This is a genomic window from Mesorhizobium sp. AR07, from assembly GCF_024746815.1.
Lineage (GTDB): Bacteria > Pseudomonadota > Alphaproteobacteria > Rhizobiales > Rhizobiaceae > Mesorhizobium.
Window position 1 is genome coordinate 1,036,556 of sequence record NZ_CP080525.1, and the last position, 24,785, is coordinate 1,061,340.

The following is a 24,785-nucleotide window of genomic DNA, read 5'->3' on the forward strand; positions in this document are numbered from 1 at the left end:
AAAGACAAAAAAGGCGGCGACCCAACGGTCGCCGCCTCGTTTAGACTGGTCGAATGAGGCCACTTAGCCCTTGATAGCGGCCGTCACCTCGTCATAGGCCTTGCAGGCGTCGGCCAAGGTCGTGGTCCCCTGATACTTGGTTGTCACCGCCTGGACCTTGGCCGTCAGATCAGCCGCCTTGGACGGGTCCTTGGTGATCGCTTCCTGCAGCGCGGTAGCCATGTCCTGCGCTTTCTTGGTCGCGATCTCGGTCGTGCACTCAGGCGCCTTCGAACAAGCCGAACCGGCAAGCACCGCCAGGCCGACGGCAGCAAACAAAAACTTCTTCATGTCAGTCATCTCCTCAAAAGGGCTCGACTTGATCGTCGCTCACCCTTCAATGGCCGAAGCCGAGCGTCCTTAGCCTTCGATTGTGGCAAGATGCAACGCGCGCCAAGCGTCAACTTGTGTAACGCGCCTGCAACATCGCCGGCGATCCGGATTCGGGCTGTTCGATCCCTGCCGAAGCCCCTATCTTCGGCCTAAGCAGGTTCAGCAAAAGTGTCCCACGGTTTTGCGGCAAGAACCTGCGACAAACAAAAGAAAACGAAGCAGACGCGCGTTGGCGAAGCCAGCGAAGTCGGCTTGGTCACAGAACTTCGAAATCGGAATCGGCCCTCAAACGAGCGGAATGACGGCATGGCGGTAGAGGCATCGAACAGCGATCTGGTTCAGGTGGTGGCACTGCTTGCCGCCGGCGTTGTCGCCGTTCCGATCTTCAAGCGCATGGGCCTCGGCTCGATTCTCGGTTATCTGGCCGCCGGAGTGGTGATCGGTCCATTCGGCCTCCGCGTCTTTTCCGAATCGGAGGCCATTCTCCATGTCGCCGAACTCGGCGTGGTGATGTTCCTGTTCATCATCGGGCTGGAAATGCAGCCGTCGCGGCTGTGGGGTCTGCGCCGCGAGATCTTCGGCCTTGGCGCACTGCAGGTCGGCGTCTGCGCGGTCTTGCTGACCGGTGTTGGCATGGTGGGAGGTTTTCCAATCTCGCAATCCTTCGTCGCCGGCGCCGGTTTCGTGCTGACCTCGACTGCGATCGTCATGCAGCTTCTCGAGGAACGCGGCGAAATCGCCGCACCGAAAGGCCAGCGCATCGTGTCGGTCCTGCTGCTCGAGGACCTCGCCATCGTGCCGCTGCTGGCCCTGATCGCGTTCCTGGCGCCTGGCGGCGCCGACACCAGCTTGACGGAGCGGCTCACGGAGGTCGGTATCGGCCTTGCCGCGATCGTCGGACTGGTGCTGGCCGGCCGTTATCTGCTCAATCCGTTCTTCCGCATCCTGGCGGATGCCCGCGCCCGCGAGGTGATGACGGCCGCGGCACTTCTGGTCGTTCTCGGATCCGCGCTCGCCATGCAGCTCAGCGGCCTGTCGATGGCAATGGGGGCGTTCCTGGCCGGCGTGCTTTTGTCGGAATCGACCTTCCGCCATCAGCTCGAAGCCGACATCGAACCCTTCCGCGGCATCTTGCTCGGCCTGTTCTTCCTCGCGGTCGGCATGTCGCTCGACCTGCATGTGGTGGTCGCGAACTGGCGGCTGATCGCCATCTATGTTGTCGCCTACATGGTGATGAAGGCGCTCGGCATCTACATCGTCGCCCGCGTGCTGAAGTCAGGCCATCGCGAAGCTTTGGAGCGTGCCGTCTTCATGGCGCAAGGCGGCGAGTTCGCCTTCGTGCTCTATTCGGCGGCTGCCGCGGTCGGCATCATCGACAGCCAGGCCAATGCGACGCTGACCGCCATCGTCATCATCTCGATGGTGCTGACGCCGCTGGCGATCATCGCGCTGCGCTACCTGACGCCGCGCGACGAGCAGTCGCTCGACGGGATCGACGTCGCCGACGGCCTGACCGGCAGCGTGCTGATCATCGGCTTCGGCCGCTTCGGCCAGATCGCCAGCCAGCCGCTTCTGCTGCGCGGCATCGATGTCTCGATCATCGACAATGATGTGGAGATGATCCAGGCGGCGGCCGATTTCGGCTTCAAGGTCTATTATGGCGACGGCACACGGCTCGACATCCTGCGCGCCGCGGGCGCCGGCCGGGCGCGTGCCGTGCTCATCTGCGTCGACAAGCCGGATGCCGCCGTTCGCATCGCGGAGCTCATCAAGGCGGAGTTTCCCCTGCTCACCGTACTGGCACGCGCCTTCGATCGCGGCACCGCGCTGCAGCTCATCCGCGCCGGCGTCGATTATCAACTCCGTGAAACCTTCGAATCAGCCCTTGTCTTCGGCGGCTCCACCCTGGAAGCCCTGGGTGTCGACCCGGAAGATGTCGCCGAAGTGATCGAGGATGTCCGGCGCCGCGACGCTGCCCGGTTCGAGACGCAGCTCGCCGAAGGCATCCGCTCCGGACAACGCTTCCTGAAAGGCAATATCGGCACGCCGATCCCGACACCGCTCTCGACGCCACGGCGCCCTGGCCAGGCACTCAACGAAGAGACCGCGGGCGTGCTGCACAAATCCGAGCCCACCGGTTGAACAAGGAATTAGGCATGCAATTGGACAGCGGAGCCTTGTCTGTCACCAAATTCTGGCGCGACGCCGGCGAGGATGCGTGGTTCGAGAAGAACGAGGCCTTCGATGCCGACTTCCGCAACCGCTTTCTCGATCTGCACTACGCCGCAGCGCGGCGGGAATGCGACGACTGGTCGGAGCATGCCGAAGGCTCGCTGGCGCTGATGGTCCTGCTCGACCAGTTTCCGCGGAACTGCTTTCGCGGCACCGGCCATATGTACGCGACCGATCCTCTGGCCAGGTATTTCGCCGCAAAGGCGATCGCGGCGGGTCATGATCTGGCGCTCGAGGAAGAAGTCCGCGTTTTCCTCTATTTGCCATACGAGCATTCGGAACTGCTCGCCGATCAGCACATATCGGTAGACCTCACGCAAGCCAGGGCCGAGCCCTACCTGAAATACGCCGTCGAGCACCGCGACATTATCGAGAATTTCGGCCGTTTTCCGCACCGAAACAGGATGCTTGGCCGCGAGACGACACCGCGGGAGCAGGCCTTCCTGGATGGTGGCGGCTTCTCCGGTTAAGATCTCGCTGCCGCGCCATCCAGGCGTCAGACCAGCCACCAATCTCGGCCGGAAGGCAACCGTTCGATACCCGAGATGTCGACGGCAACCAGCCGGTCCGTGATGCTGCGGCCACCGACAACCAGGTCGGGCGCGATCTCGGCCAGCGGCGCCAGCACGAAGGCGCGTTCCAGCATGCGCGGATGCGGCACTTCCAAGCCGGTCTCATGGATGACGCGGTCGCCGAACACCAGAATGTCGATATCAATCAGCCGCGGTCCCCAGCGCTCCTCGCGCACCCGCTTCAGTTTGCGCTCGGCGTCGAGACAGAGGTCAAGCAGGGCGCGCGGCGCGAGCCTGGTGGAAATTTCGGCGGCCGCGTTGAGAAAGTCCGGCTGATCGAGCTTGCCCCAGGGCGGCGTGCGATAGAGCGAGGAGACGCCGGTGACACGGGTATCCGCGTCGGCGTCCAGCATGCGCAACGCCGCGCCCATCGACTTTGCCGGGTCGCCAAGATTGCCGCCAAGGCTGAGGTAGACCGTGCTATTCGGGCCAGACAACGGTCACCTCGACATAATCGAGCACGCCGGGCACCGGGGCGTTGGGCTTACGCACCGTGATCTCGGCTTTCTTGATCTGCGGAAAACGCGCCGTCAGCGCACGGGCCACCTCGAGCGCCAGGGACTCGATCAGAAAACGACGCTGCCCCGTGATGATCTTTTCGATCACCGTGAAAGCGATACCGTAGTTGACGGTGTCTTCGATGGAATCGTCGACAAGCGCCCGGCCAGGATCGACGGTAAGGGCGGCATCGACATAGAAGCGCTGGCCGAGCCTTTCCTCCTCGTCCAGCACGCCGTGCCGGGCAAAGAAGGCGCAATTCTTCATGCGGATGACATACATCGCTCAGTTTCTCGCCCAGTCGGTTTGACGTGCCAGCATAGCATCTGCAAGCGCCAATGCGTCCACGTTGAATGCGACATCGTGGACGCGAAACAGATCGGCGCCCTTGAGCCTCAGGATGACGCTGGTCGCCGCGGTCCCGACACCTCTGTCGGCGGCATCGCGACCGGTGACAGTGCCGATGAAGCGCTTGCGCGAGGTTCCGGCCATCAGCGGAAAGCCGAGCGCATTGAGCTCGGAAAAGCGCGCCATCAGGTCGAGATTTTCCTCCGCCGTCTCCTTGGCGAAGCCGAACCCGGGATCGAGCACGATATGGTCGTCGGCAACGCCGCTCCGACGGGCGATTTCCAATGATGTTCGCAAGAAGGCCAACTGATCGGCAATCACGTCCGGCAGCTTCTCGCGGTCCCGCCCGGTATGCATGATGACAAGCCCGGCGCCGGTGTCAGCGGCGACACGCGCAATGTCTGGCTCGCGCTGCAGCCCCCAGACATCGTTGACGATGTGCGCGCCGGCGGCAACCGCAAGCCGGGCGGTATCGGCGCGATAGGTATCGACCGAAATCAGCACCTCGCCTGCGCTTGCCAGCGCCTCGATCACCGGCAGGATGCGGTCCTGTTCCTCATCAGCCGATATCGCGGCGGCGCCCGGACGGGTTGATTCTCCGCCGACATCGACGATTTGTGCCCCTTCCCCCATCATGCGGCGGGCCTGGGCCAGCGCCTTTTCGGGGACATCGAACAGACCGCCGTCGGAAAAGCTGTCGGGCGTGACATTGAGGATGCCGACGACCACGGCCTTGCCGCCAAGGTCGAGATGGCGTCCATGCGCCAACTGCCATTGCCTCGCCGTCATTGTTCATCAACCATGGGGCTCATCAAGCATGTGTGATCCGTGGCGGATCAATTCCGTTGCGCCGGCAACGGCCGTAAAGCAAGGTGGGCGAAGAGGCAACATGATGAAACGATCCATGCTTGGCATGAAACATTCCTTGGCTTGCGCGCTGCTGCTTGGCGTTACCGCCGTCCCGGCCGGTGCGGCCAATCTCGTCAAGACGTACAGCTATTTCGCCGTTGGCGGCAGCACGCTCGACGACATCGAGGCACAGCTGTCCAAGCGCGGGCCGGAGGTGAAAAGCACTGGCACGCGGCACCCGGGCGCCACGCAGATGGCCTTCACCACCCGCATCAGCTATGCGAAGACATCGACCTCCTGCCGGATCGCCGACGCGGTTGTGACCGTCAAGGTCAAGGTGATCCTTCCCGAGTGGCGCCGCCCACGCAAGGCGGATGCCGATGTGCGGCTGTTCTGGGATACGCTATCCGCCGACATCAAGCGCCATGAGGAGCGTCATGTCGAGATTGCCAAGAACCATGGCCGCGAACTCGAAGACGCCCTGAAAGCCACCTACCCGCAAAAGAATTGCGACGCCGCCAAGGCCAAGGCCGCGGAAATCACCGCCGCCGTTCTCGCCAGGCATGACCGTGCCCAGCTGCAGTTCGACCGCGTCGAAAGCGCCAATTTCGAAAGCCGTATCCTGCGGCTGCTGCGTTATCGCGTCGAACGCATAGAGAGCGGTCAACTGCCGCCGGCCTGAACGCATTCGAGCCGGTCAGCTGAAAGCCAAATTCGCCGAAGCGTAGTGCCAGCCTCGAAAAACTTTCGAGCCCCTGTCGAAATCGGCCTATACGGGACGACTTATATCAGGTTCGCCAGGCGCGGACTTCAAACGCCAATGCGATCAAAAGCGGTCCAAGTGACTGGACGGCCGAGCAGCGCCGGTCAGATCGCAAGCTTACGGATGAACGATCATGGACCAGGCTGTCGACAAGCAAACGATGGTGGAAACCGGCACGCCGCTGACCGAAAGCGAAAAGAACGCCATCATCGGCGGCGTGCTGCTGTCGATGCTGCTGGCGGCACTCGATCAGACCATCGTCGCACCTGCCATGCCGACCATCGGCCATGCGCTCGGCCATGCCCAATATCTGCCGTGGATCGTCACCGGTTACCTCCTGACCGCGACCGCCATGGCACCGCTCTACGGCAAGATCTCAGACGTTTATGGCCGCCGGCCGACCGTTTATGCGGCGATCCTGATCTTTCTCCTGGGTTCGCTGGTCAGCGCCATGGCTCCCAACATGTTCGTGCTGGTTGTCGGGCGAGCGATCCAGGGCGCCGGTGGCGGCGGCCTGTTCACATTGACGCAGACCGTGATCGGCGATCTGGTTCCACCACGCGAGCGGGCGCGCTACGCCGCCTGGATCTCCGGTACCTGGGCTGTCGCCAGCATTGCCGGGCCGCTGCTCGGCGGCACTTTCGCCGAACATCTGCATTGGTCGCTGATTTTCTGGATCAACATTCCGCTCGGCCTGCTGGCCATGGCGATCATCAACAACCCGCTCAAGAAGCTGCCGATCGCCGCGAAGCAGCATCGCATCGACGCCCTGGGCGCGCTGCTGCTTGTCGTGGCCACGGCATTGCTGCTGCTGGCGTTGAACTGGGGCGGCAGCACCTACCCCTGGCTGTCGCGCGAAATTCTCGGGCTGCTGGCCGTCTCGGTGGTTTTCTGGGCGGCGTTTGCCTTGCGGCTGCTGCGCGCGGCCGAACCGCTGATCTCGCTTGAAGTGCTGAGCAACCCGATCGTTCTCGCCGGCACCTCGTCGATGTTCCTCCTGCAAGCCGCCAACATAGGTCTGGCGGTCTATCTGCCTGTCTATCTGCAGTCGATTGTCGGCCTCTCGGTGAGCGAATCGGGTCTCGCGATGCTGGGCCTGCTGCTGGGCACCGTGGCCGGCGCTACGTTCAGCGGACGCGCAATACCGCGCTTCGTCCACTACAAGCGGATCGCCATGGTGGGCGTGCTCTTTTCGATTGTATGCCTCGGCCTGCTCGCCCTGGTCGCCGGGCACGCCTCGCTACTGGTTGTCGAGATCCTGACGGTCTGCATCGGCGTGGGCAGCGGCACGACCTTCCCGGTCGCCACCGTATCGGTCCAGAATGCCGTCGACCGCACGCACCTTGGCGTCGCAACCGGCGTGCTGACCTTCCTGCGTTCGCTGGGCAGCGCGCTGGGCGTCGCCATGCTCGGTGCCGTCGCCCTCGGCTACGGCCTGCCGCTTGCAGGTGAAGGCACGCTGGCCGTCGGCCAGGTTGTTTCGGCAGCGCCCTTCGTGATGATCTTCCTTGTCGCCGCGGCAACGCTGCTGCTGGCGCTGATCACACTCGGCCTGATGCCGGAGAAAGCACTTCGCGGCCACGCCGAGCCTGCTCCGGTGATGGCGGAATAGAGCGGTTGGCGAAACTGCGCCGATCCTGCGGCTCAGCCGACGACGCCGAGCTTCTTCTGCAGGCTGGTCGACGAGGTCGTGTACTGGAACACGATGCGTTCGCCGGGGCTGATGATGCGCTTGGCCGCTTGCGCCATCAGCGCCACCTCGTGGAAGCCCGACAAGATCAGCTTCAGCTTGCCCGGGTACCAGTTGATGTCGCCGACCGCGAAGATGCCGGGCACCGATGTCTGGAACTTCTCGGTATCGACCGGAATGAGGTTCTCGTGAAGATTGAGCCCCCATTCGGCGATCGGCCCGAGCTTCATGGTCAGGCCGAAGAACGGCAGCATGCGCGTACAGGGCACCTCGACGTCGCCGTCCGGCCCCTTGATGACGGCCGATGACAGCTGGCCGTCGGCGCCGGTCAATCCGGTCACTTGCCCGACCTGGAACTCCAGCTGCTTCATCTCCTGCATGGCATACATCTTGTTGACGCTGTCTGGCGCGGCGCGGAATTCGGGCCGCCGGTGCACCAGCGTCACGCTCTTTGCCACCGGCTGCAGGTTGAGCGTCCAGTCGAGCGCCGAGTCGCCGCCGCCGACAATGACAAGGTCGTGGCCGCGAAAGTCCTCCATCCGGCGCACCGAATAGAACACGCTCTTGCCTTCATAGGGTTCGATGCCCGGGATCGGCGGGCGTTTCGGCTGAAAAGAGCCGCCGCCGGCCGCAATCACCACCACCTTGGCCTCGAACACCTCGTTCTCGTCGGTGATGACGCGAAAACTGCCGTCCTCCAGTCTTTCGAGGCTGGAAACCATGCGGTTGTAGGTGAAGTCAGGCTTGAACGGAGCGATCTGCTCGAGCAGTCTGTCGACCAGCCCCTGCGCCGAGATCGATGGCCAGCCGGGAATGTCGTAGATCGGCTTCTCCGGATAGAGTTCGGCGCACTGGCCGCCCGGCCGGTCGAGGATATCGATCAGGTGGCATTTCATGTCGAACAGGCCGAGCTCGAACACGGCGAACAGGCCGACCGGCCCTGCCCCGACGATAAGCACGTCTGTCTTGGTGATGTCGGTCATGCGATGTGCCTCGCTGCGCCAAATAGAAGTGCCACGGCGTCCTTTGCGCGGCCAAGAGGATGCGCGGCGCCGTGGTGGAAACAAGCACGACACTGCATGACCATTGCTCCGCTGCCAAGCCGCGGCAGGAGAAATCAGTTGGCAAATATCCTGGGCTTATCCCTGACGGGCCGGCACGCGCACGATCAAGCCATCAAGCGCGTCGCGCACCTTGATCTGACACGACAGCCGCGAGTTCGGCTGGACGTCGTAGGCGAAGTCCAGCATGTCCTCCTCCATCGCTTCCGGCTCGCCGACTTGCGCCGTCCATGCCTCGTCGACATAGACATGACAGGTCGCGCAGGCGCAGGCACCGCCGCATTCCGCCTCGATCCCGGGCACCGCGTTGCGGATCGCGTTCTCCATGACGGTAGAGCCGTTTTCGGCGTCCATGTCGAAATGTGTGCCGTCATGGGCGATGAAGGTCAGCTTGGTCATTTGTCACCTGAAGGAGTCGCAGCCGAGATAATCACTCCGGCAGACAAGTCAACTGCCGCGCGAAAGCGCCGCTCCGTGACGTTTTTCCGCAAACCGGGTTCAGCGATTGATGGCGGCGATGAAATCGCGCACTTCGTCGATCAGCTTGCCAAGCCGCTTGAGCGTCTGATTGTCTTCCGGCTGACGCTCGATCTCGGTGGCGCAATCGGCAATGGCAAAGGCGCCGACGCCCCGTGCCGAACCCTTCAGCCCGTGGGCGAGCAGAAGCCGGTCCTTGATATCGGCGTCGACTATTCTGTCGCGCACCGACAGCGCCTGTTGTACAAAGAGCGCCAACACCTCCTGTTCGAGGCTGCGGTCGCCCATCGTCTGGCGGGCAAGGTGTGCCAAATCGACCGGCCGTGACCGTCTTGGTCCGGATACGTCGCCCCCGGGCATTGAGAAGGCAATGCCGCTTTCGCCACGCATGAACTCGAACTCCGTTTCTTCGATCGCCCGAAAACCTAGGCGAATCCAATGGACAACGGGTTAATGAATGGCCGGGAAAAATGTTGCGAAAGCGGCGCCGAAATCACGCTTCCGTTAACCTTATATTTAAAGTTTTACGTATCTCGCGGAATGCATGTTTTCTTTACCCCCCTGTGTCATTACGATACGAGGGTCCATTTTCAGCCTCCTGCGCGGGGGTACGACAACCAGAATTATAAGCCCGCGGCAGCTAGTACAGGGTAGCGAAGGCATGGCAAAGAAACCAACGACGACGAGAAATCTCGACAGCGACGTGGCCAGGGAACTGGAAAAGGCGCTTGATCTCGACCTCAGCAGCGATGTCGGCGGCGACCTCGACATCGCGGCTTCGATGGAGGATCTGGAGGCGCAGATATCCCAGGCCGCCGACGAATTGGCGCGCGAGGGACGCAATCAGACACCGGAGCCCTCTCAGAAACCGGAGCCCGTCTTCAATCAGAGCCAGGCCGCAAAGCCGGCGCCAAAGGCCAAGCCTGCCGAGTTGCGCCCCGTGGAAACACGCAATGGCGCCCAGCCTGCCGGTTTCGCGCCGGCCAATGACGATCGCCAGAAGGACTACAAGACGCTCCTGCACAGCCTCAACAGGCGTGCCTCGAACACCATTTATTGGGTCGTTGCCTTTGTCTCGCTGGCCTGGATCGCCGGTGCCGGCGGATTGGCCAATCTCCTTTTCGGACCGAGCATCTGGAGGATCCGCACGCTCGATCAGTTTTTTGCCCGCCCCGAACTGATCGGCCTGGCGATCGCGGCGATCGTGCCCGTCATCCTGTTCTGGGCCTTCGCGACGATGATTCGCCGCGCCCAGGATATGCGCATCGCCGCCCAGTCGATGACCGAAGTGGCCTTCCGCCTGACCGAACCGGAAAATCTTGCCCAGGATCGCGTCATGATGATCGGCCAGGCCGTTCGCCGCGAGGTTGCGGCCATGGGCGAAGGCATCGAACGCACGCTCGCCCGCGCCGTCGAACTGGAAACGCTGGTCCACAGCGAGGTCAACCAGATCGAGCGCTCCTATTCGGAAAACGAATCCCGCATCCGTTCGCTGGTCGACGGGCTCGGCAGCGAGCGTGAGGCCGTTGTCACCCACGCCGAGCGTGTCCGCGCCTCGATCACCGGCGCGCATGAGACGCTGAAGGATGAGATCGGCGCTGCCAGCGACATCATCCGCGACAGCATCCTCAATGCTTCGACCAAGCTGTCGATGACGATCACCAATTCCGGCGACACGCTCATCGACCGCATCAATGAAAGCTCGCTGTCGATCTTTGATTCGGTGGAAGGCCGGCTCGATTCGATCACCGACAAGCTGTCGACCTCTGGCGAGGCCTTCGCCAGCCTTCTCGATACCCGGATCGCCAAGCTGACGGACACCACCGACGGCCTGACACGGTCGTTGACCGATCTGCTCGACGATCGCACCACTGGCATGGTGTCGCTGCTTGGCGGTGCCGCGCGCACCCTGAATTCCGAGTTCGAGGCCAGCCTCAACGGCATCGAGCGGACGCTTGCCGAACGCGGCCAGGCGCTGATCAGCGAGTTCCAGACCCGCGCCGAGGCGCTGGACACCGGGACGCAGAAGCTCAACGCGGCGCTCGAGGCCCGTGCCCGCCAGATCAACGAGACGCTGGTCGAGCGCGCACGCGAAATCGCGCACACCTTTGCCGAGAGCAAGGACACGCTGTCGGCGATGATCGATCAGGGCAAGACCCAGATCGGCGCCGACATGGCCGACATCGTCACCTCGACCTCCTCCATGCTCGAAGCCCGCGCCAGCGATTTCGCCGGCCGCATGGAAGCCGCGCGTCACGTCGTCTCGCGTTCGTTCGACAGCGACATCCAGCGGCTCGCCGACGCCCGCGTCGGCATCGAGGAAGCCGTCGAAAACCACAGCCGCAAGCTTTCCGAAAGCCGCGAGCGCATGGCCGAGGCTATGCAGGCCGACCTGGCGAAGTTCGCCGACGGCCGCGCCGGTATCGATGCGGCGGTGACCAACCAGGTGCAGAAGCTGGCCGAAGGCCGCAACCTGATCTCGCGCGCCCTCGAAGAGGATCTGCGCAAGGTCAATGAATCGCGGGCTGCCATCGATGCATCGCTGGGCAGCCATCTTGAAAGGCTGGAAGAAGGCCGCAACAGGCTCTCAAATGCCTTGAACGAAGACTCCGGGAAACTGGTACAAGCGCGTACAATCATTGATGAAATGGTTGCTGGACACGTCGGCAAGCTTGCCGAGGGTCGCAACATCCTGTCGCGCGCCCTGGAAGCCGATCTCGGCAAACTGTCCGACAGCCGCGCCAGCATCGACGGGCTGGTCGCCGGCCAGGTCGAGAAGATCGCCGAAGGTCGCGCCGTGCTCGCCAAGGCGTTGGAAAACGACATCGTCGGCATCAAGAGTCTCATCGAAGCTCACTCCTCCAAGCTGGCGGAAGACCGCACGCAGCTTTCCCGTTCGCTCGACAACGATCTGTCCGGCATACGCGGCCTGATCGACAGTCATTCGGGACGGCTGGCCGAGGATCGCAGCCTGCTGTCGCAGACCCTTGAAGCCGACCTTGCCAAATTGGCGGACAGCCGGTCAAGCATTGACGGGCTGGTTGCCGGTCAGGTCGAGAAGCTGGCCGAGGGCCGCGACATTCTCAAGCGCGCGCTGGAATCCGACCTGAACACGATCAAGAGCGTCATATCAAGCCAGTCGGAAAAGCTGGCCGAGGATCGCGGGCAGCTTTCGCGGGTGCTGGAAACCGACCTGCAAAATGTGAACAGCGTCATCGCCGACCACATGAACAAGCTCGTTCAGGATCGTTCGACCCTGTCGAAGGCGCTCGAAGACGACCTCGCCAAGCTGGCCGAGAGCCGTTCCAGCATCGACGGGCTGGTCGCCGGCCAGGTCGAGAAGCTGTCGGAAGGCCGCGACATCCTGCGCCGTGCCCTCGAAGCCGACCTCAATACGATCAAGGGCACCGTTGCCGACCAGTCGCAGAAACTGGTCGATGATCGGGCACAGTTCGCACGCGCCCTCGAAGCCGACCTGGAAAGCGTCAACGGCCTGGTCAACAGCCATTCCGAACGGCTCGCCCAGGATCGCTCGACGCTGTCGAAGGCACTCGAGGCAGACCTCGAAAACGTCAACAGCCTGGTCAACAACCACGCGGAACGGCTTGTCGATGAGCGCTCGACCCTGTCGAAAGCGCTCGAAGACGATCTTGCCAAGCTGGCCGAGAGCCGTTCCAGCATCGACGGGCTGGTTGCCGGTCAGGTCGAGAAGTTGTCGGAAGGCCGCGACATCCTGCGCCGTGCCCTGGAAGCTGACCTCAATGCGATCAAGAGCACCGTTGCCGACCAGTCGCAGAAACTGGTCGATGACCGGGCACAGTTCGCCCGGGCACTCGAGGCTGATCTCGAAAACGTCAGCGGCCTGGTGAACAGCCATGCGGAAAGACTTGTCGGGGAGCGCTCGACCCTGTCCAGGGCGCTCGAGGACGATCTCGCCAAGCTGGCCGAAAGCCGGTCCGGCATCGACGGACTGGTCGCTGGCCAGGTCGAGAAGCTCGCCGAAGGCCGCGACATCCTCAAGCGCGCTTTGGAAGCCGATCTGCAGAAGCTGTCGGCAAGCCGCGGCGATATCGACGACATCATCACCGGACATGTCGGCAAGCTGGCCGAAGGCCGGGATCTGCTGGCCCGCGCGCTTGAAGACGATCTCGGCAAGCTGGCCGAGACCCGCAAGGACGTCGACCGCTCGCTTTCGGGCCATATCGACCAGATCGCCGCCAGGAGCACCGGCATTTCCGATGCGATCGCCGCCGATGTCGAAAAGATCGAGCAGGCTTTCAGCCGCCAGACCGGCATCATCGAGGAGCGTGCCGGCACCATGGAGCGTGCGCTCTCGACAGGCGTCGACAACGTCCGTGCCGTGCTCGAGAAGAGTGCGGTCTTCGTTGCCGGCGCACTGCGCGAAAAGGTCCTGGAAGTCACCAGCACGCTGCACGAGCAGGCTGGCGCTGCGTTCAGTGACGCCGACCGCAAGATCGCCGAGCGTGCGGAGCAGACCTCTGCCGCCCTGCTGGCGCGAGCCGAAGACATCGCTCGCACCTTCGAGGAGGCCGACCGTCGCCTCCACGCCCGCGCGGAAGACACGTCGAACGCCTTGCTTGCCCGCGCGGACGATACCTCCAGTTCCCTGCTGGCCCGCGCTCATGAAACCGCTGATCAATTGGCCGCTCGTGCAAGCCAGATCGCCGGCACCTTCGACGTAGCGGACCAGAAGTTTGTCGCCCGCGCCCAGGAAACCGCCGATCAGCTGGCTGCTCGTGCAAGCCAGATCGCCGGCACCTTCGACGTGGCGGACCAGAAGCTCGCCGCCCGCGCCCAGGAAACCGCCGATCAGCTTACCGCCCGCGCCCAGGACACCGCCGACCATATGGCCGCCCGTGCCAGCGAGATTGCCGGCGCATTCGATGCGGCCGACCAGAAGCTGGTCGCCCGCGCTGTCGAGACGGCCCAGTCGCTGGCCGCCCGCGCAGGCGACATCCTGCGCAACTTCGAAGGTGCCGACCAGCGGCTCGGCGTGCGCATCGGCGAATCGGCCGAAGCGCTTGCCGCACGTGCATCGGACCTTGGCCGCATCTTCGATGCCGCCGACCAGCAATTGGTCTCGCGCATCGCCGAAGGCTCGGAAGCACTGTCGAGCCGCGCGTCGGAAATCGGCCGCATCTTCGACGACGCCGATCAGCGTCTGGTGTCGCGCATCGCCAACAGCACATCGACGATCGGCGAGCATGCCGAGACCATTGTCGGCGCCTTTGCCGATACCGAGCAAAGGGTCGCCGAACGTGCAAGGCGGACCGGCCAGGAAATGGCTGTGCATGCCCGCGAAATCGAGCAGGCGCTTGCCGGCGCCGACGAGCGGCTCGCATCGAGCGCGGCGGCCGCGGCCGCCCGTGTCGAAGAGCAGGTCTCAAGCGTCGAGAACCGCCTCGCCTACACGGCCGAGACGATGGGCCAGAGGCTCAGCGAGCAGGTGTCGAATGCCGAGGCGCAACTGGTATCGCGCGCCAATGTGATCGCCGAGACCTTCACCGCGGTTGGCCAGCATATCGGCCAGAGCACCAACGACGCCGCCAAGACCATCGGCGCCAACACCCGCGAGCTCAACACCATGCTCGCGGCGCGCTCGGCCGAAATGTCGAAGATCCTCGACGAGACCGCGCGGCCGCTGGTCGAACGCTTCGCCCAGGGCGGCTCGGACCTGCAAAAGAGCATGGAAGAGGTCACCGAACGCGCCACCGAGAAGCTGCGCAGCGAGAATGCCGCACTGGTCAACGCGCTCGCCAGCCGCACTGCCGAGACCTTGTCGGCGGTCGAAGGCGCCCGCTCGTCGCTGTCGGACAGCGTTGCCGATCTCATTGGCCGCATGACCAAGTCCAGCTCGCAGCTCGGTCAGTTGATCGAGCAGGCCGCGGTCAATCTCGGTCAGGTCGATGAACGCCTCAGCGGCAGCACGCAAAGCTTCGCCGCCACCACCGAGAAAGCCGCGCAGACCTTTGCCAGCTCGGCGCGGCTGGTCGATTCGAACACGACAAGGCTGACGGAACTGTCGTCGTCCACCTTGCGCGAGGTCGCCTCGATCGCCACCAAGTTCGACGAGCACAGCCGGTTGCTGTCCAGCGCTTCGGACCTGCTGAGCTCGGCCCAAAGCAATCTCGAGCACACGCTCGAAAGGCAGTCGTCGCTCGAAGACCTCGCCGTCGGCCTGGTCAAGAAGTCGGAAGATCTCGAAAGGGTCATGCGCTCGTTCGAGAATCTCGTCGGCCAGACGCTGCAGAACGCCGAAGGCAAGACGATGGAGTCGGCCGACAAGATCCGCATCGCCATCACCGACGTCGTCGATTCGGCAACCAAGCGCTTCGCAGATGCAACCGAGGAGATGCGGCGCACGGCGGGCTCGATCAAGAGCGAGCTCGACCTTACCCGCGCCGAGCTCAAGAAGGGCGTCATCGAGATGCCGGAAGAGGCAAAGGAATCGACCTCGGCCATCCGCCGCGCCGTTTCCGAGCAGATCAACGCCCTGAAAGAGCTTTCGGACATCGTGGCCAAGTCCGGGCGCGGCGGTGATGCCTCCGAGCCTCGCAATCTGCGCCCGGCGCCGCAAGCGCCCGTCGCACGCCCCGCCGAGCCACCGCGCCGCGCGCCGCAGGCACCGCAGCCGGAGCTGCGCAGCCCTCAGGCGCCGTTAGGCGGCGCGGCACTGCGTGGCACGCTCGACCTTGAGCGTCCGGCCGAAGCCGCACCGCGCCAGCGTACCGACGCCAACGCCCGCACGCCGCAAGGCGGCTGGGTGCGCGATCTCCTGACCGGGGCATCACGCGAAGAGGACGCCAGGCCGGCAACGCCCGCGGAAGCGCCCCGCGCGGCTCCTGCCCAGCGCTCGCCGCTGCATGTCGTGGAATCGCTGAACTCGCTCTCCGTCGATATCGCGCGGGCCATCGACCACGATGCTTCGATCGAGTTGTGGAACCGTTACCGGCGCGGCGAGCGTGACGTGTTCACACGGCGGCTCTACACGCTGAAGGGTCAGCAGACGTTCGACGAGATCCGTCGCAAGTACCAGGCGGAGGCCGAGTTCCGCGCCGCCGTCGACCGCTACTGCGACGACTTCGAGAAGCTGCTCAAGGATGTCTCGCGCAACGACCGCGACAACATCATGGCGCAGACCTACCTGACGTCCGATACCGGCAAGGTCTACACCATGCTGGCCCACGCCAGCGGCCGCCTGCACTAATGGGGCGACGGTAAACAGAACAAAGGCGGGCCACGGCCCGCCTTTTCGTTCAGGGCAAGCCATTGTCCGCCCCGCGGCCGGAAAAAATCATGATCGGTCCGCGCTGCCCCTCATCCGCCTGCCGGCACCTTCTCCCCGTATAGTGACGGGGAGAAGGGAGATGTCATCGACCTCGCCGCCATTCTGCAACGTTGGATATCGGCGAAATCATCGATGCCAGCGTCTTTCTCCCCGTCCCTATACGGGGAGAAATGCCCGGCAGGGCAATGAGGGGCGGCGCAGACCGACCGTCTCTAGTCGATGCGTTTGTGTGAGGTGGTTTCAACGTGACGCACGGTCGCCTTGAAAGCTTCGACCGCTCAGATCACCGAATCCGTCCAGCGCACGATCTGCCTGGCTGCATCGCCGAACGCGCTGTCGAGGGCGCTGACATAGGCGGGATTGCCGCTGCCCGAAACGGGCGCGGATGCGGTGAAGCTTTTGGAGGCGCGCACCTCGCCATTGCGATCGTTGAGGATGCGCACGAACAGATCGACCTCGGCATGCTCGCCGCCGTCGACGCGGACCTCGAACGAACGGATCTCGACGATCACCTGATAGTCGATCGCCAGGCCCTCGCCCGGCTTGCCGACGCCGGCAAAGCTGCCCGAACGCTGGAACGTCTCGGCCAGCCGTGCCTGCACGATCAGCGGCAGCCGATCCGCCCATTGCGCGCCCTTGAGATACTGGATCGAGCGATCCGCTGGCTTGATGACGATGTTCTGGCTGTCCAGCGCCTTGAGCGCCGACGGCTGCGCGATCAGGATCTGACGGCGGCTGTGGCCATGCGCGTCGACCGAAGGCGCCGACAGCTCGAAGGTGTCGAGAGGTGCAGGCCCGCCACCCGGCAGGGCCGCACAACTGGCGAGGGCCAAGGCAAGCAATGCCACACCCGATTTAACGACGATCGACTTCACGCGCGATCCCTGTTGTCCCCGGATCGTGAACACAACCCGCACCTGCAACGACTGTTTCTGGGGCGCGCCGAGGCCGAAGTCAACGCCGCGCCCTGCCATCGAACTGCCGAACCTCGCCCTCGCCACCCGAAAGGATGCGCTGCGGATTGCGGCTGAGATCCGTTACCGCCTGCTCGATGCGACCGATCGAGCGGCGGCTGTCCTGCACCAGCGCCTCGACATTCGAAAGCCCCTGGCCCGAGAAGCGCGCCAGATTGTCGGTGATGACGCCCAGGCGCGCATTCAACGTGTCGGCAACCTGCTTGAACGACTTCAGCGTATCCCTGGCGTCGGCCATCACGCCATTGGCCTGCCCCGAGCCGAGCAAAGTGTCTACCTTGGCGAGGATGCCGTCGACACGCACCGAGGCATCGTTGAGCCGCTGCGTCAGCTGGCGGGCGTCCTTGATCGTCTGGTCGATGTCGTCAGCCCGGTTGGCGAACTTGTCGGTCACCTTGGCGATGTCGGCGGCGGCCTTGTCGGCGTTTTCGCTCGCCTTCTGGATGTTGGCCAGTGCCGCGCGCACCTGCGTCGGATCGATGCCGTCGAGCACGCCGTTCACCTTGGCCAGCGTGCCTTGCGTCTGCTTGGCGAAATCGTTGACGGAGCCGACCGCGGTGTCGACATTCTTGATCACGCCGTCGAGCTGCTGCGACGTTGCCTTGAGGTTGCCTGTCACCGTGTTGACATTGGCGACAATGCTCTTGATCTGGTCCTTGTCGACGGCATTAAGCAGCCCTTCCGCTGCCTTCAGCGTGCCGTCGAGCTTGCCGGAAACGGCTTTCAACTCGTCGGAGAGCGCACTGACGCTGGACAGGAACTTGTCGATGCCGTCCGAATTCTTGGCCAGCGCATCGGAGAAGGTCTGCACGTTCTGCACGGTCTGCGTCAGCGGCCCGCGAACATCCCTGGTGAAGCCCTCGAGCTGCGTAAGCACCGTGTCGGCACGGGTGAAGATGTTCTGTGCCGTTTGCAGCAGATTGGTCACCGCAGAGGGGTTGGCGACGATCTCGGCGACCTTACCTTCCTTTTCGGCCTGGTCGAGGAGTTTCACTTCCTTGGGATCGGCGCCCTTGAGTTCGATATTGGCCTGCCCGGTGAGGCCGGCAAGCCCGATATCGGCCTGCGTCGACTTGGTGATCGGCGTCATGCGGTCGATTTGGGTATCGGCGATGGCGACCGTCGGATTGTCGACGTCGATATAGACGCGTTTGACATCACCGACCTTGACGCCGTTGAACAGCACGAAGCTGCCGCGGCCGAGGCCGGAAGCCGAGCCTGGAATGCGCACGCGCAGCAGAACTGTCTCGCCCTTGTCGCCGATCGCCGCCGTCCAGTAGACGAAAGCGAACGCTCCCAGGATCGCAGCCAGCGTGAAAATGCCGACGATGACGTAATTGGCTCTGGTTTCCATTGTCCCACTTATGGCTATGCGCGCGCCGCAAGATCAAGTTGCCGGGCGCGTTTTCCGCGGAAATAGGACTTTACCCACGGTTCCTCGCTCTTCAGCATGTCATCGATGGTGCCTTCGACCAGAACTTTCTTGTTGCCGAGCACTGCCACGCGGTCGCACGCAGTGAACAGGGTGTCGAGATCGTGCGTCACCATATAGACGGTCAGGTCCATCGTATCGCGCAGCTTGACGACCAGCTCGTCGAACTCCGCCGCGCTGATCGGATCGAGGCCCGATGTCGGCTCGTCGAGGAAGACGATGTCGGGATCGAGCGCCAAGGCGCGAGCCAGCGCCGCCCGCTTGATCATGCCGCCGGAGAGTTCGGACGGGAATTTCTGTGCCGCGTCGGGCGGCAGTCCGACCAGCTCGATCTTGAGCAAGGCCAGTTCGTCCATCAGCTTTCGCGGCAGGTCGAGATATTCGCGCATCGGCACCTGGACGTTTTCCAGCACCGTCAGCGCCGAAAACAGGGCGCCGTGCTGGAACAGCACGCCAAGGCGCATATCGATGCGCAGACGCTCCACATCGCTCGCCTTCTCGACATCGACGCCGAACAGCTTGATCGTGCCCGACTGCTTGCGCGTGAGACCGAGGATAGTGCGCAGCAGAACGGACTTGCCAGCACCAGAAGCGCCGACAAAGCCGAGGATTTCGCCGCGCCTGATATCGAGCGACAGCTTGTCGAGTATGAGCTTGTCGGCGAAGGACACGGTGATGTCGTGCGCGGAAAGCACGACGTCGCCCTCGCCCGCTTCGTCCGTCGCCGCGATCGCCTTTGTCCTCTTCCGCAGCTTCATCTCAGAACCCGATCGCAGCGTAGAAAATGGCGAAAAGCCCGTCGAGAATGATGACGACGAAAATCGACTTCACCACCGAAGCGGTCACGTGTTGGCCGAGCGATTCCGCGCTGCCACCAACCTTCATGCCTTCGACCGAGGCAATCGTGCCGATGATAATGGCCATGAACGGCGCCTTGATCAGGCCGGCGAAAATGGTGCTGAGATCGATGGCGACGCGCAACCGGTCGATAAAAGCGGCGGGCGGGATGTCGGAATACAGCCATGCGGCCAGAATGCCGCCGCCGAGTGCCGCGAAATTGGCGATGATGGTCAGGCACGGCAAGGCGATGACCAGCGCCACCAGCCGCGGAAAGACCAAGACACCGATCGGGTTGAGGCCGATGACCTTCAGCGCGTCGACCTCCTCGCGCATTTTCATCGAGCCGATCTCGGCGGTGATCGCGCTGCCGGAGCGGCCGGCGATCATGATCGCAGTCATCAGCACGCCGAGTTCGCGCAGGATCAGCACGCCGACCAGGTCGACGACGAAGATATCGGCGCCGAAATAGCTGAGCTGATAGGCGCCTTGCTGGGCAACGATGGCGCCGACGATCGCCGACATCAGCACCACAACCGGAATGGCGCCGACGCCCATGCGGTCGATCTGGTTGAAGATCGCCGCCGGGTTGACGGCATGGCCGCGGCCGAGCTTCATCTGCGCGCCACGAATGGTGGCGCCGAGGATGTTCATCGAGGCGAGGAAGTCGTCGCGCATATCGTAGACGCGCCGGCCGACCGCCTCCAATGCGCGAATGATGATATTGGGCGGCCGCGCGGGAGCGGATTCGGGCTCGCGCCGGACGGCCTCGCCGACCGCGTCGAGCAGGATGGACGCGATCTCGCTCTGGCCTTGCAGCCTGATCTCGACGCCCTTCTTCTCGAAGACGCTGACCAGCCGATCGATCAGCCAGGCGCCGGCCGTGTCCATTTTCTCGATCTTGGAAAGATCGAGCGCCAAGGTCCTGAAACCGCTCCGTTTTTCGATCTTGCGCATCTCGGCGTCGATTAGCGCGACGGTCCGTGTCGTCCAGATTCCCGAGAAGGCGCAGCCGAGAACGCCATCTTCCTCGCCGATCGCCACGCGCGGTTCGTGGTCAGCCTCCCCTGCGGTCGTGCCGCTTGCGTCGCGCTTGCCGATGGTCAACATGGCGTCCTGTTTAGCCCGACGGGTCTGACCTGTCGATTTGCCGACAACGCTTGTTGCATAGCCGGAGCAGAAAAATATGACGCGTGTCATTTCGGTTGAGGCGGAGCGTTTTCCCATCGCCGGAACCTTCACCATTTCGCGTGGTTCCAAGACCGAAGCCGAAGTGATTTCTTGCGCGATCAGCGAGGGCGGCCACACCGGCCGTGGCGAATGCGTCCCCTACAAGCGCTATGGCGAGACCATGGACGGGGTCCGTGACGCGATCGAGGCCATGCGCGAGCGGATCGCCGGCGGCTTCAGCCGGATCGCCTTGCTCGATGCGATGCCCGCCGGAGCCGCCCGCAACGCCATCGACTGCGCCTTGTGGGATCTGGAAGCAAAGATCAGCGGAATACCGGTGGCTGCCGCCATTGGCGCTGTTCCGTCGCAGGCGCTTGAGACTGCCTACACGCTGTCGCTCGGTGAACCCTCGGCGATGGCGGCGCAGGCCCGTGCCAATGCGGCGCGGCCGCTGCTCAAGGTCAAGATCGGCGGCGATAACGACATCGTCCGCATCCGCGCCGTCAGGCAAGCCGCTCCCGCCAGCCGCATCATCCTCGACGCCAATGAGGGCTGGACCGACGACAATATCGTTGCGAACCTCGCCTTTGCCGCCGAGCAAGGCATCGCGCTGATCGAACAGCCGCTGCCGGCCGGCCACGACGAGATCCTGCGCCATATCGCGCATCCCGTGCCGATCTGCGCCGATGAAAGCGTTCACGAGGCCAAGAACCTCGAAGCGCTCGTCGGCCTCTACGACGCCGTCAACATCAAGCTCGACAAGTCGGGCGGGCTGACAGCGGCCCTTGTGCTGCGCGATCGCGCTCGCGAACTGGGTTTCGGCATCATGGTCGGCTGCATGGTCGGCACGTCGCTGGCTATGGCGCCCGCGGTGCTGCTCGCCCAGGACGCCGACTTCGTCGACCTCGACGGTCCGCTGCTGCTTGCCCGCGACCGGGTGCCCGGCCTCGTCTACCGGGGATCGCTGGTGTCACCGCCGGATACGGCGCTGTGGGGCTGAGCGCGCCGCCAGCCCGATCAGCACCAGTCCGATCAAGGCGATCGGGATCATGGCAAAGAAGCCGTCGACGCCGAAACGGTCGTAGAGCGGGCCGGACGCCAGCGTCCCCACGGCCATGAAGAAGCCGTTGGAGAAATAGGCGATGCCTTGCGCGGCACCGGTTCGCTCCTCGGAAACCGTTTCGCCGATCATCTTCTGCAGGCCGATCAGCACCAGCGCCACCGAAACCGAGTGCAGCGATTGGACGCCGAAGAACCCGGCAACGCCGAGGCCAAGCGGCCAGACCAGCGGAAAGGCGATCCAGCGCACGATGGAGCCGATCCCAGCCATCACCATGATCGAGACGACCGAGAACGAATTGAAAAAGCGGGTGAACATCATGAACATGCAGACTTCCGACACCACGCCCCACGCCCACAAAAGGCCGACAACCGAATCGCCGATACCGATCGATTTCCAGTAGATGGAGACGAAGCCGTAGAGGAATGCGTGGCTGGCGGTGATGACGCCGACACCGATGGAAAAATACAGGAAATATGGGTTGAGAAGTTTTGGCGCCGAATGCTGGATATCGGTGGCCGACAGCGGCGAGGCGCGGCGCGGACGGCCAAGACGCGGCGCCAGCAAGCCGGCTGCAAGCGCCACGGCAAGGGCTACGAAAATGATGACCGGAACCGCCCGGGCGCCGGCTGCCGACAGGATGAAGCCACCGGCTACATTGGCGAACAGATAGGAGATCGAGCCCCATTTGCGCATGCTCGTATAGTTCGAGCCAAAGCGGCGCACACCCGAAAGCGCCAGCGAATCGGCGATCGGCGAATGCGGTGTCCAGACAATGGTTAGCGCCAGCGACACCGCCAGCACCATGGCGTAGGTCGGCGTCAGGAAGTAACCGGCCGACAGCAGCAACGACGCCGCCACCAGCGCGATATAGATATCGGCGCGGTCCCTGGCCCTGTCGGCAAGTGCGGTCAACAACGGCGTCGTCACCACGCGCAGGAACATGGGGGCCGCCAGAATGACGGCGATCTGCTCGGCGTGAAAACCCTTGGCCTGCAGCCATAGCGGGAAATATGGCAGATGCGTTCCGAGCGGCACGAACAGCGTCGCGAAGATCAGGCTCATGCGCAGTTCGAAATGGCGCGGCTTGACGAGTTGTTCGGGCGAAAGCGGCGGCAGCGACATGAATCGATCCAATAACGCTGCACTCGACCGGACGGCAACGCGTATCGATCCCTTAACATGAGCGAAAACCGGGCGAAACCGGTTGGACTAATCGATTGATCCCGAAACCCGCGGCGAGTACCGCATCAGGCGGCCTGCCCGACCCGATCCTCGATGAGCAGCGGGATAAAGGGCTCGTCCGATGCCTCCGGCAGCACCTGCGCCCAGGTCAGGATTTCCATCCGGCCGTCAAAGTGCTCGACAACCGCCGTGCAGCTTTCCACCCAGTCGCCGGTGTTGATGTACCGCACGTCCTCGAAGCTCTCGATCGCCGCATGGTGGATGTGGCCGCAGATCACACCGTCGACATGCGAGCGGCGGGCTTCCTCGGTCAGCACGGTCTGGAACGAGCCGATGAAATTGACCGCTTTCTTGACCTTGACCTTGGCCCAGGAGGAGAACGACCAGTAAGGCAGGCCGAGCAGCTGGCGCAGCCGCGTCACCACGCGGTTGACGATCATCGCCGCGTCATAAGCGTGATCGCCAAGATAGGCGAGCCAGCGCTGATTGTGCACCACCGTGTCAAACTGGTCGCCATGGATGACGAGCAGGCGCTTGCCATCGGCGGTCTCGTGAATGGCGCGGTCGGCAACGACGATGCCGCCGAAATGCACGCCCTGGAACTGGCGTGCGAATTCGTCATGGTTGCCGGCGATGTAGGTGATGCTGGCGCCCTTGCGCGCCTTGCGCAGCAATTTCTGCACGACGTCGTTGTGGCTTTGCGGCCAGTGCCAGCTCCGCCGCAGCCGCCAGCCGTCGACGATATCGCCGACCAGATAGATGATGTCGGCGTCGTGATATCTAAGGAAATCGATCAGGAATTCGGCCTTGGCCGCCTTCGAGCCGAGATGAACGTCGGAAATGAACATGCTGCGGAAAGTGCGGGGCTCTTGGCCTGACATCGCGATTTCACCCTTGCTTTCTCGCAGCCTATGCCCCGATTCATGCAACAACCGTATGACGGTTGCGATTGGTCCAGCCGAAGGACTAGCCTGCGGCCGGCTCACAAGGAGAAAATCGTCATGGATCTCGGTATTCGCGGCAAGAAGGCCATCGTCTGCGCTTCGAGCAAGGGCCTGGGGCGTGGTTGCGCCATGGCACTGGCCGAGGCCGGCTGCGACATCGTCGTCAACGGGCGCAATGCCGAGCTGGTGGCCAAGACCGCCGCCGAGCTGCGCGAACGCTATGGCGTGACAGTGGCGGAAGTCGTCGGCGACGTCTCGAAGCCCGAGGTGCAGAAAGCGCTGCTCGCCGCCTGCCCCGAACCGGATATCCTCGTCAACAACAATGGCGGCCCGCCATTCCGTGATTTCCGTGAACTCGATCGCGCCAAGATCCTCGAAGGCGTGACCCAGAACATGGTCACCCCTGTCGAGCTGGTGCAGGCTGTCATCGACGGCATGGCGGCGCGCGGCTTCGGCCGCATCGTCAACATCACATCGCTCTCGGTTTACGTGCCCATTCCCGGCCTCGATTTGTCATCGGGTGCGCGCGCCGGCCTGACCTCGTTTCTCGCCGGCGTGGCGCGAACGGTGATCGACCGCAACGTCACCATCAACAACATGCTGCCGGGCAAGCTCGATACCGACCGGCTGCGCGGCCCGCATGAGGCCGGCACACCAGAGGACCCCGCCACGGCCGCCGCGCGCAAGACCCGCATCAGCGCCGATGTGCCGGCCAAGCGGCTCGGCACGCCGGAGGAATTCGGCCAGATCTGCGCCTTCCTGTGCTCGGTCCATGCCGGTTATCTGACCGGGCAGAACATACCGGTCGATGGCGGTCTCTACGTCAGCGCTTTTTGATCGATGCGCCTGCGAGCAGTAGGATTTATATGCGATGAAATCACCATAAGCATTTGATAGATCGTCGTTTTCGACGCGCCGTCACTTAAAGCCGCCGGCGCGTCATTTAGCGTCGCGAAAAATCTTGGCCGCATGCTAAAAGGACTCTCCAGGCAGATTTCGAGGGAGCGGCCGC

Annotated in this window: 20 protein-coding genes; 7 read left to right on the plus strand and 13 right to left on the minus strand. The window is 63.5% G+C overall.

Annotated features, from left to right (window positions below):
• Positions 1–63 precede the first annotated feature (63 nt).
• On the minus strand, positions 64–330 hold the full coding sequence (locus BPNPMPFG_RS05535) for a hypothetical protein (protein WP_258593795.1): 267 nt from the start codon (positions 328–330) through the stop codon (positions 64–66).
• A gap of 348 nt (positions 331–678) precedes the next feature.
• Here BPNPMPFG_RS05535 and BPNPMPFG_RS05540 point away from each other — a divergent pair, with 348 nt between their 5' ends.
• Together BPNPMPFG_RS05540 and BPNPMPFG_RS05545 are read left to right on the plus strand one after the other, a co-directional pair.
• Positions 679–2,514: a monovalent cation:proton antiporter-2 (CPA2) family protein gene (locus tag BPNPMPFG_RS05540; protein WP_258593797.1), complete on the plus strand. Its 1,836-nt coding sequence runs from the start codon at positions 679–681 to the stop codon at positions 2,512–2,514.
• 14 nt (positions 2,515–2,528) lie between these two features.
• The gene (locus tag BPNPMPFG_RS05545) at positions 2,529–3,074 is read left to right on the plus strand and encodes a DUF924 family protein (protein WP_258593798.1); all 546 of its coding nucleotides are present in this window, start codon (positions 2,529–2,531) and stop codon (positions 3,072–3,074) included.
• A 26-nt stretch (positions 3,075–3,100) separates the two neighbouring features.
• Here the strand turns inward: BPNPMPFG_RS05545 and folK are convergent, their stop codons facing one another.
• The 3 genes from folK to folP are packed head-to-tail and all read right to left on the minus strand — an operon-like array spanning position 3,101 to position 4,811.
• Positions 3,101–3,613 carry a 2-amino-4-hydroxy-6-hydroxymethyldihydropteridine diphosphokinase gene (gene folK, locus BPNPMPFG_RS05550; protein WP_258593800.1) on the minus strand — a complete coding sequence of 171 codons (513 nt, stop codon included), beginning with the start codon at positions 3,611–3,613 and terminating at the stop codon, positions 3,101–3,103.
• Entirely contained in the window at positions 3,597–3,956 is a 360-nt protein-coding gene (folB, locus tag BPNPMPFG_RS05555) for a dihydroneopterin aldolase (RefSeq protein ID WP_258593802.1), read from the minus strand. Before folB ends, folK begins: the two co-directional genes overlap by 17 nt.
• Before the next feature lie 3 nt (positions 3,957–3,959).
• A complete protein-coding gene (gene folP, locus BPNPMPFG_RS05560; protein ID WP_258593803.1) occupies positions 3,960–4,811 on the minus strand; it encodes a dihydropteroate synthase in 852 nt (283 codons plus the stop codon).
• A gap of 124 nt (positions 4,812–4,935) precedes the next feature.
• Here folP and BPNPMPFG_RS05565 point away from each other — a divergent pair, with 124 nt between their 5' ends.
• Positions 4,936–5,553 (plus strand): DUF922 domain-containing Zn-dependent protease, encoded by a 618-nt coding sequence (locus BPNPMPFG_RS05565; protein WP_258597069.1) that lies wholly within the window; start codon positions 4,936–4,938, stop codon positions 5,551–5,553.
• Between the two features lie 214 nt (positions 5,554–5,767).
• Positions 5,768–7,246, plus strand: a complete 1,479-nt coding sequence (locus BPNPMPFG_RS05570) for an MDR family MFS transporter (RefSeq protein ID WP_258593804.1) — start codon at positions 5,768–5,770, stop codon at positions 7,244–7,246.
• A 32-nt stretch (positions 7,247–7,278) separates the two neighbouring features.
• On the opposite strand, the gene BPNPMPFG_RS05575 is transcribed toward BPNPMPFG_RS05570, so the two are convergent.
• The 3 genes from BPNPMPFG_RS05575 to BPNPMPFG_RS05585 form a co-directional block, all read right to left on the minus strand.
• On the minus strand, positions 7,279–8,307 hold the full coding sequence (locus BPNPMPFG_RS05575) for an NAD(P)/FAD-dependent oxidoreductase (protein WP_258593806.1): 1,029 nt from the start codon (positions 8,305–8,307) through the stop codon (positions 7,279–7,281).
• Positions 8,308–8,463: 156 nt separating this feature from the next.
• Positions 8,464–8,784: a (2Fe-2S)-binding protein gene (locus BPNPMPFG_RS05580; protein WP_258593808.1), complete on the minus strand. Its 321-nt coding sequence runs from the start codon at positions 8,782–8,784 to the stop codon at positions 8,464–8,466.
• A 99-nt stretch (positions 8,785–8,883) separates the two neighbouring features.
• Positions 8,884–9,252, minus strand: coding sequence for an Hpt domain-containing protein (locus BPNPMPFG_RS05585; RefSeq protein ID WP_258593810.1), 369 nt, complete (start codon positions 9,250–9,252; stop codon positions 8,884–8,886).
• Positions 9,253–9,523: 271 nt separating this feature from the next.
• Here BPNPMPFG_RS05585 and BPNPMPFG_RS05590 point away from each other — a divergent pair, with 271 nt between their 5' ends.
• Positions 9,524–16,090 carry a kinesin gene (locus tag BPNPMPFG_RS05590; protein WP_258593811.1) on the plus strand — a complete coding sequence of 2,189 codons (6,567 nt, stop codon included), beginning with the start codon at positions 9,524–9,526 and terminating at the stop codon, positions 16,088–16,090.
• Between the two features lie 359 nt (positions 16,091–16,449).
• Here the strand turns inward: BPNPMPFG_RS05590 and BPNPMPFG_RS05595 are convergent, their stop codons facing one another.
• From BPNPMPFG_RS05595 to BPNPMPFG_RS05610, 4 genes are read right to left on the minus strand one after another with little or no spacing between them, the layout of a single operon-like run.
• Entirely contained in the window at positions 16,450–17,088 is a 639-nt protein-coding gene (locus tag BPNPMPFG_RS05595) for an ABC-type transport auxiliary lipoprotein family protein (RefSeq protein WP_413776899.1), read from the minus strand.
• A gap of 37 nt (positions 17,089–17,125) precedes the next feature.
• The gene (locus BPNPMPFG_RS05600; protein ID WP_258593814.1) at positions 17,126–18,499 is read right to left on the minus strand and encodes an MlaD family protein; all 1,374 of its coding nucleotides are present in this window, start codon (positions 18,497–18,499) and stop codon (positions 17,126–17,128) included.
• A gap of 14 nt (positions 18,500–18,513) precedes the next feature.
• Positions 18,514–19,335 (minus strand): ABC transporter ATP-binding protein, encoded by an 822-nt coding sequence (locus tag BPNPMPFG_RS05605; protein ID WP_258593816.1) that lies wholly within the window; start codon positions 19,333–19,335, stop codon positions 18,514–18,516.
• Between the two features lies 1 nt (position 19,336).
• Positions 19,337–20,524, minus strand: coding sequence for an ABC transporter permease (locus BPNPMPFG_RS05610; protein WP_258593817.1), 1,188 nt, complete (start codon positions 20,522–20,524; stop codon positions 19,337–19,339).
• A 76-nt stretch (positions 20,525–20,600) separates the two neighbouring features.
• On the opposite strand from BPNPMPFG_RS05610, the gene dgcA reads away from it, so the two are divergent.
• Positions 20,601–21,584 carry an N-acetyl-D-Glu racemase DgcA gene (gene dgcA, locus BPNPMPFG_RS05615; protein WP_258593818.1) on the plus strand — a complete coding sequence of 328 codons (984 nt, stop codon included), beginning with the start codon at positions 20,601–20,603 and terminating at the stop codon, positions 21,582–21,584.
• Here the strand turns inward: dgcA and BPNPMPFG_RS05620 are convergent.
• Together BPNPMPFG_RS05620 and BPNPMPFG_RS05625 are read right to left on the minus strand one after the other, a co-directional pair.
• The gene (locus BPNPMPFG_RS05620; protein ID WP_258593820.1) at positions 21,555–22,769 is read right to left on the minus strand and encodes an MFS transporter; all 1,215 of its coding nucleotides are present in this window, start codon (positions 22,767–22,769) and stop codon (positions 21,555–21,557) included. The genes dgcA and BPNPMPFG_RS05620 overlap by 30 nt on opposite strands.
• Before the next feature lie 125 nt (positions 22,770–22,894).
• Positions 22,895–23,710 (minus strand): UDP-2,3-diacylglucosamine diphosphatase, encoded by an 816-nt coding sequence (locus tag BPNPMPFG_RS05625; protein ID WP_258593822.1) that lies wholly within the window; start codon positions 23,708–23,710, stop codon positions 22,895–22,897.
• 120 nt (positions 23,711–23,830) lie between these two features.
• On the opposite strand from BPNPMPFG_RS05625, the gene BPNPMPFG_RS05630 reads away from it, so the two are divergent.
• Entirely contained in the window at positions 23,831–24,610 is a 780-nt protein-coding gene (locus BPNPMPFG_RS05630) for an SDR family oxidoreductase (RefSeq protein ID WP_258593824.1), read from the plus strand.
• Positions 24,611–24,785 lie beyond the last annotated feature (175 nt).

Excerpts from the sequence above, each read along its gene's own strand:
- BPNPMPFG_RS05535 (WP_258593795.1), bottom strand. The coding sequence starts at position 330 with ATGAAGAAGTTTTTGTTTGCTGCCGTCGGCCTGGCGGTGCTTGCCGGT.
- BPNPMPFG_RS05540 (WP_258593797.1), top strand. The coding sequence starts at position 679 with ATGGCGGTAGAGGCATCGAACAGCGATCTGGTTCAGGTGGTGGCACTG.
- BPNPMPFG_RS05545 (WP_258593798.1), top strand. The coding sequence starts at position 2,529 with ATGCAATTGGACAGCGGAGCCTTGTCTGTCACCAAATTCTGGCGCGAC.
- folB (WP_258593802.1), bottom strand. The coding sequence starts at position 3,956 with ATGTATGTCATCCGCATGAAGAATTGCGCCTTCTTTGCCCGGCACGGC.
- folP (WP_258593803.1), bottom strand. The coding sequence starts at position 4,811 with ATGACGGCGAGGCAATGGCAGTTGGCGCATGGACGCCATCTCGACCTT.
- BPNPMPFG_RS05565 (WP_258597069.1), top strand. The coding sequence starts at position 4,936 with ATGAAACATTCCTTGGCTTGCGCGCTGCTGCTTGGCGTTACCGCCGTC.
- BPNPMPFG_RS05570 (WP_258593804.1), top strand. The coding sequence starts at position 5,768 with ATGGACCAGGCTGTCGACAAGCAAACGATGGTGGAAACCGGCACGCCG.
- BPNPMPFG_RS05575 (WP_258593806.1), bottom strand. The coding sequence starts at position 8,307 with ATGACCGACATCACCAAGACAGACGTGCTTATCGTCGGGGCAGGGCCG.
- BPNPMPFG_RS05580 (WP_258593808.1), bottom strand. The coding sequence starts at position 8,784 with ATGACCAAGCTGACCTTCATCGCCCATGACGGCACACATTTCGACATG.
- BPNPMPFG_RS05585 (WP_258593810.1), bottom strand. The coding sequence starts at position 9,252 with ATGCGTGGCGAAAGCGGCATTGCCTTCTCAATGCCCGGGGGCGACGTA.
- BPNPMPFG_RS05590 (WP_258593811.1), top strand. The coding sequence starts at position 9,524 with ATGGCAAAGAAACCAACGACGACGAGAAATCTCGACAGCGACGTGGCC.
- BPNPMPFG_RS05600 (WP_258593814.1), bottom strand. The coding sequence starts at position 18,499 with ATGGAAACCAGAGCCAATTACGTCATCGTCGGCATTTTCACGCTGGCT.
- BPNPMPFG_RS05605 (WP_258593816.1), bottom strand. The coding sequence starts at position 19,335 with ATGAAGCTGCGGAAGAGGACAAAGGCGATCGCGGCGACGGACGAAGCG.
- BPNPMPFG_RS05610 (WP_258593817.1), bottom strand. The coding sequence starts at position 20,524 with ATGTTGACCATCGGCAAGCGCGACGCAAGCGGCACGACCGCAGGGGAG.
- dgcA (WP_258593818.1), top strand. The coding sequence starts at position 20,601 with ATGACGCGTGTCATTTCGGTTGAGGCGGAGCGTTTTCCCATCGCCGGA.
- BPNPMPFG_RS05620 (WP_258593820.1), bottom strand. The coding sequence starts at position 22,769 with ATGTCGCTGCCGCCGCTTTCGCCCGAACAACTCGTCAAGCCGCGCCAT.
- BPNPMPFG_RS05625 (WP_258593822.1), bottom strand. The coding sequence starts at position 23,710 with ATGTCAGGCCAAGAGCCCCGCACTTTCCGCAGCATGTTCATTTCCGAC.
- BPNPMPFG_RS05630 (WP_258593824.1), top strand. The coding sequence starts at position 23,831 with ATGGATCTCGGTATTCGCGGCAAGAAGGCCATCGTCTGCGCTTCGAGC.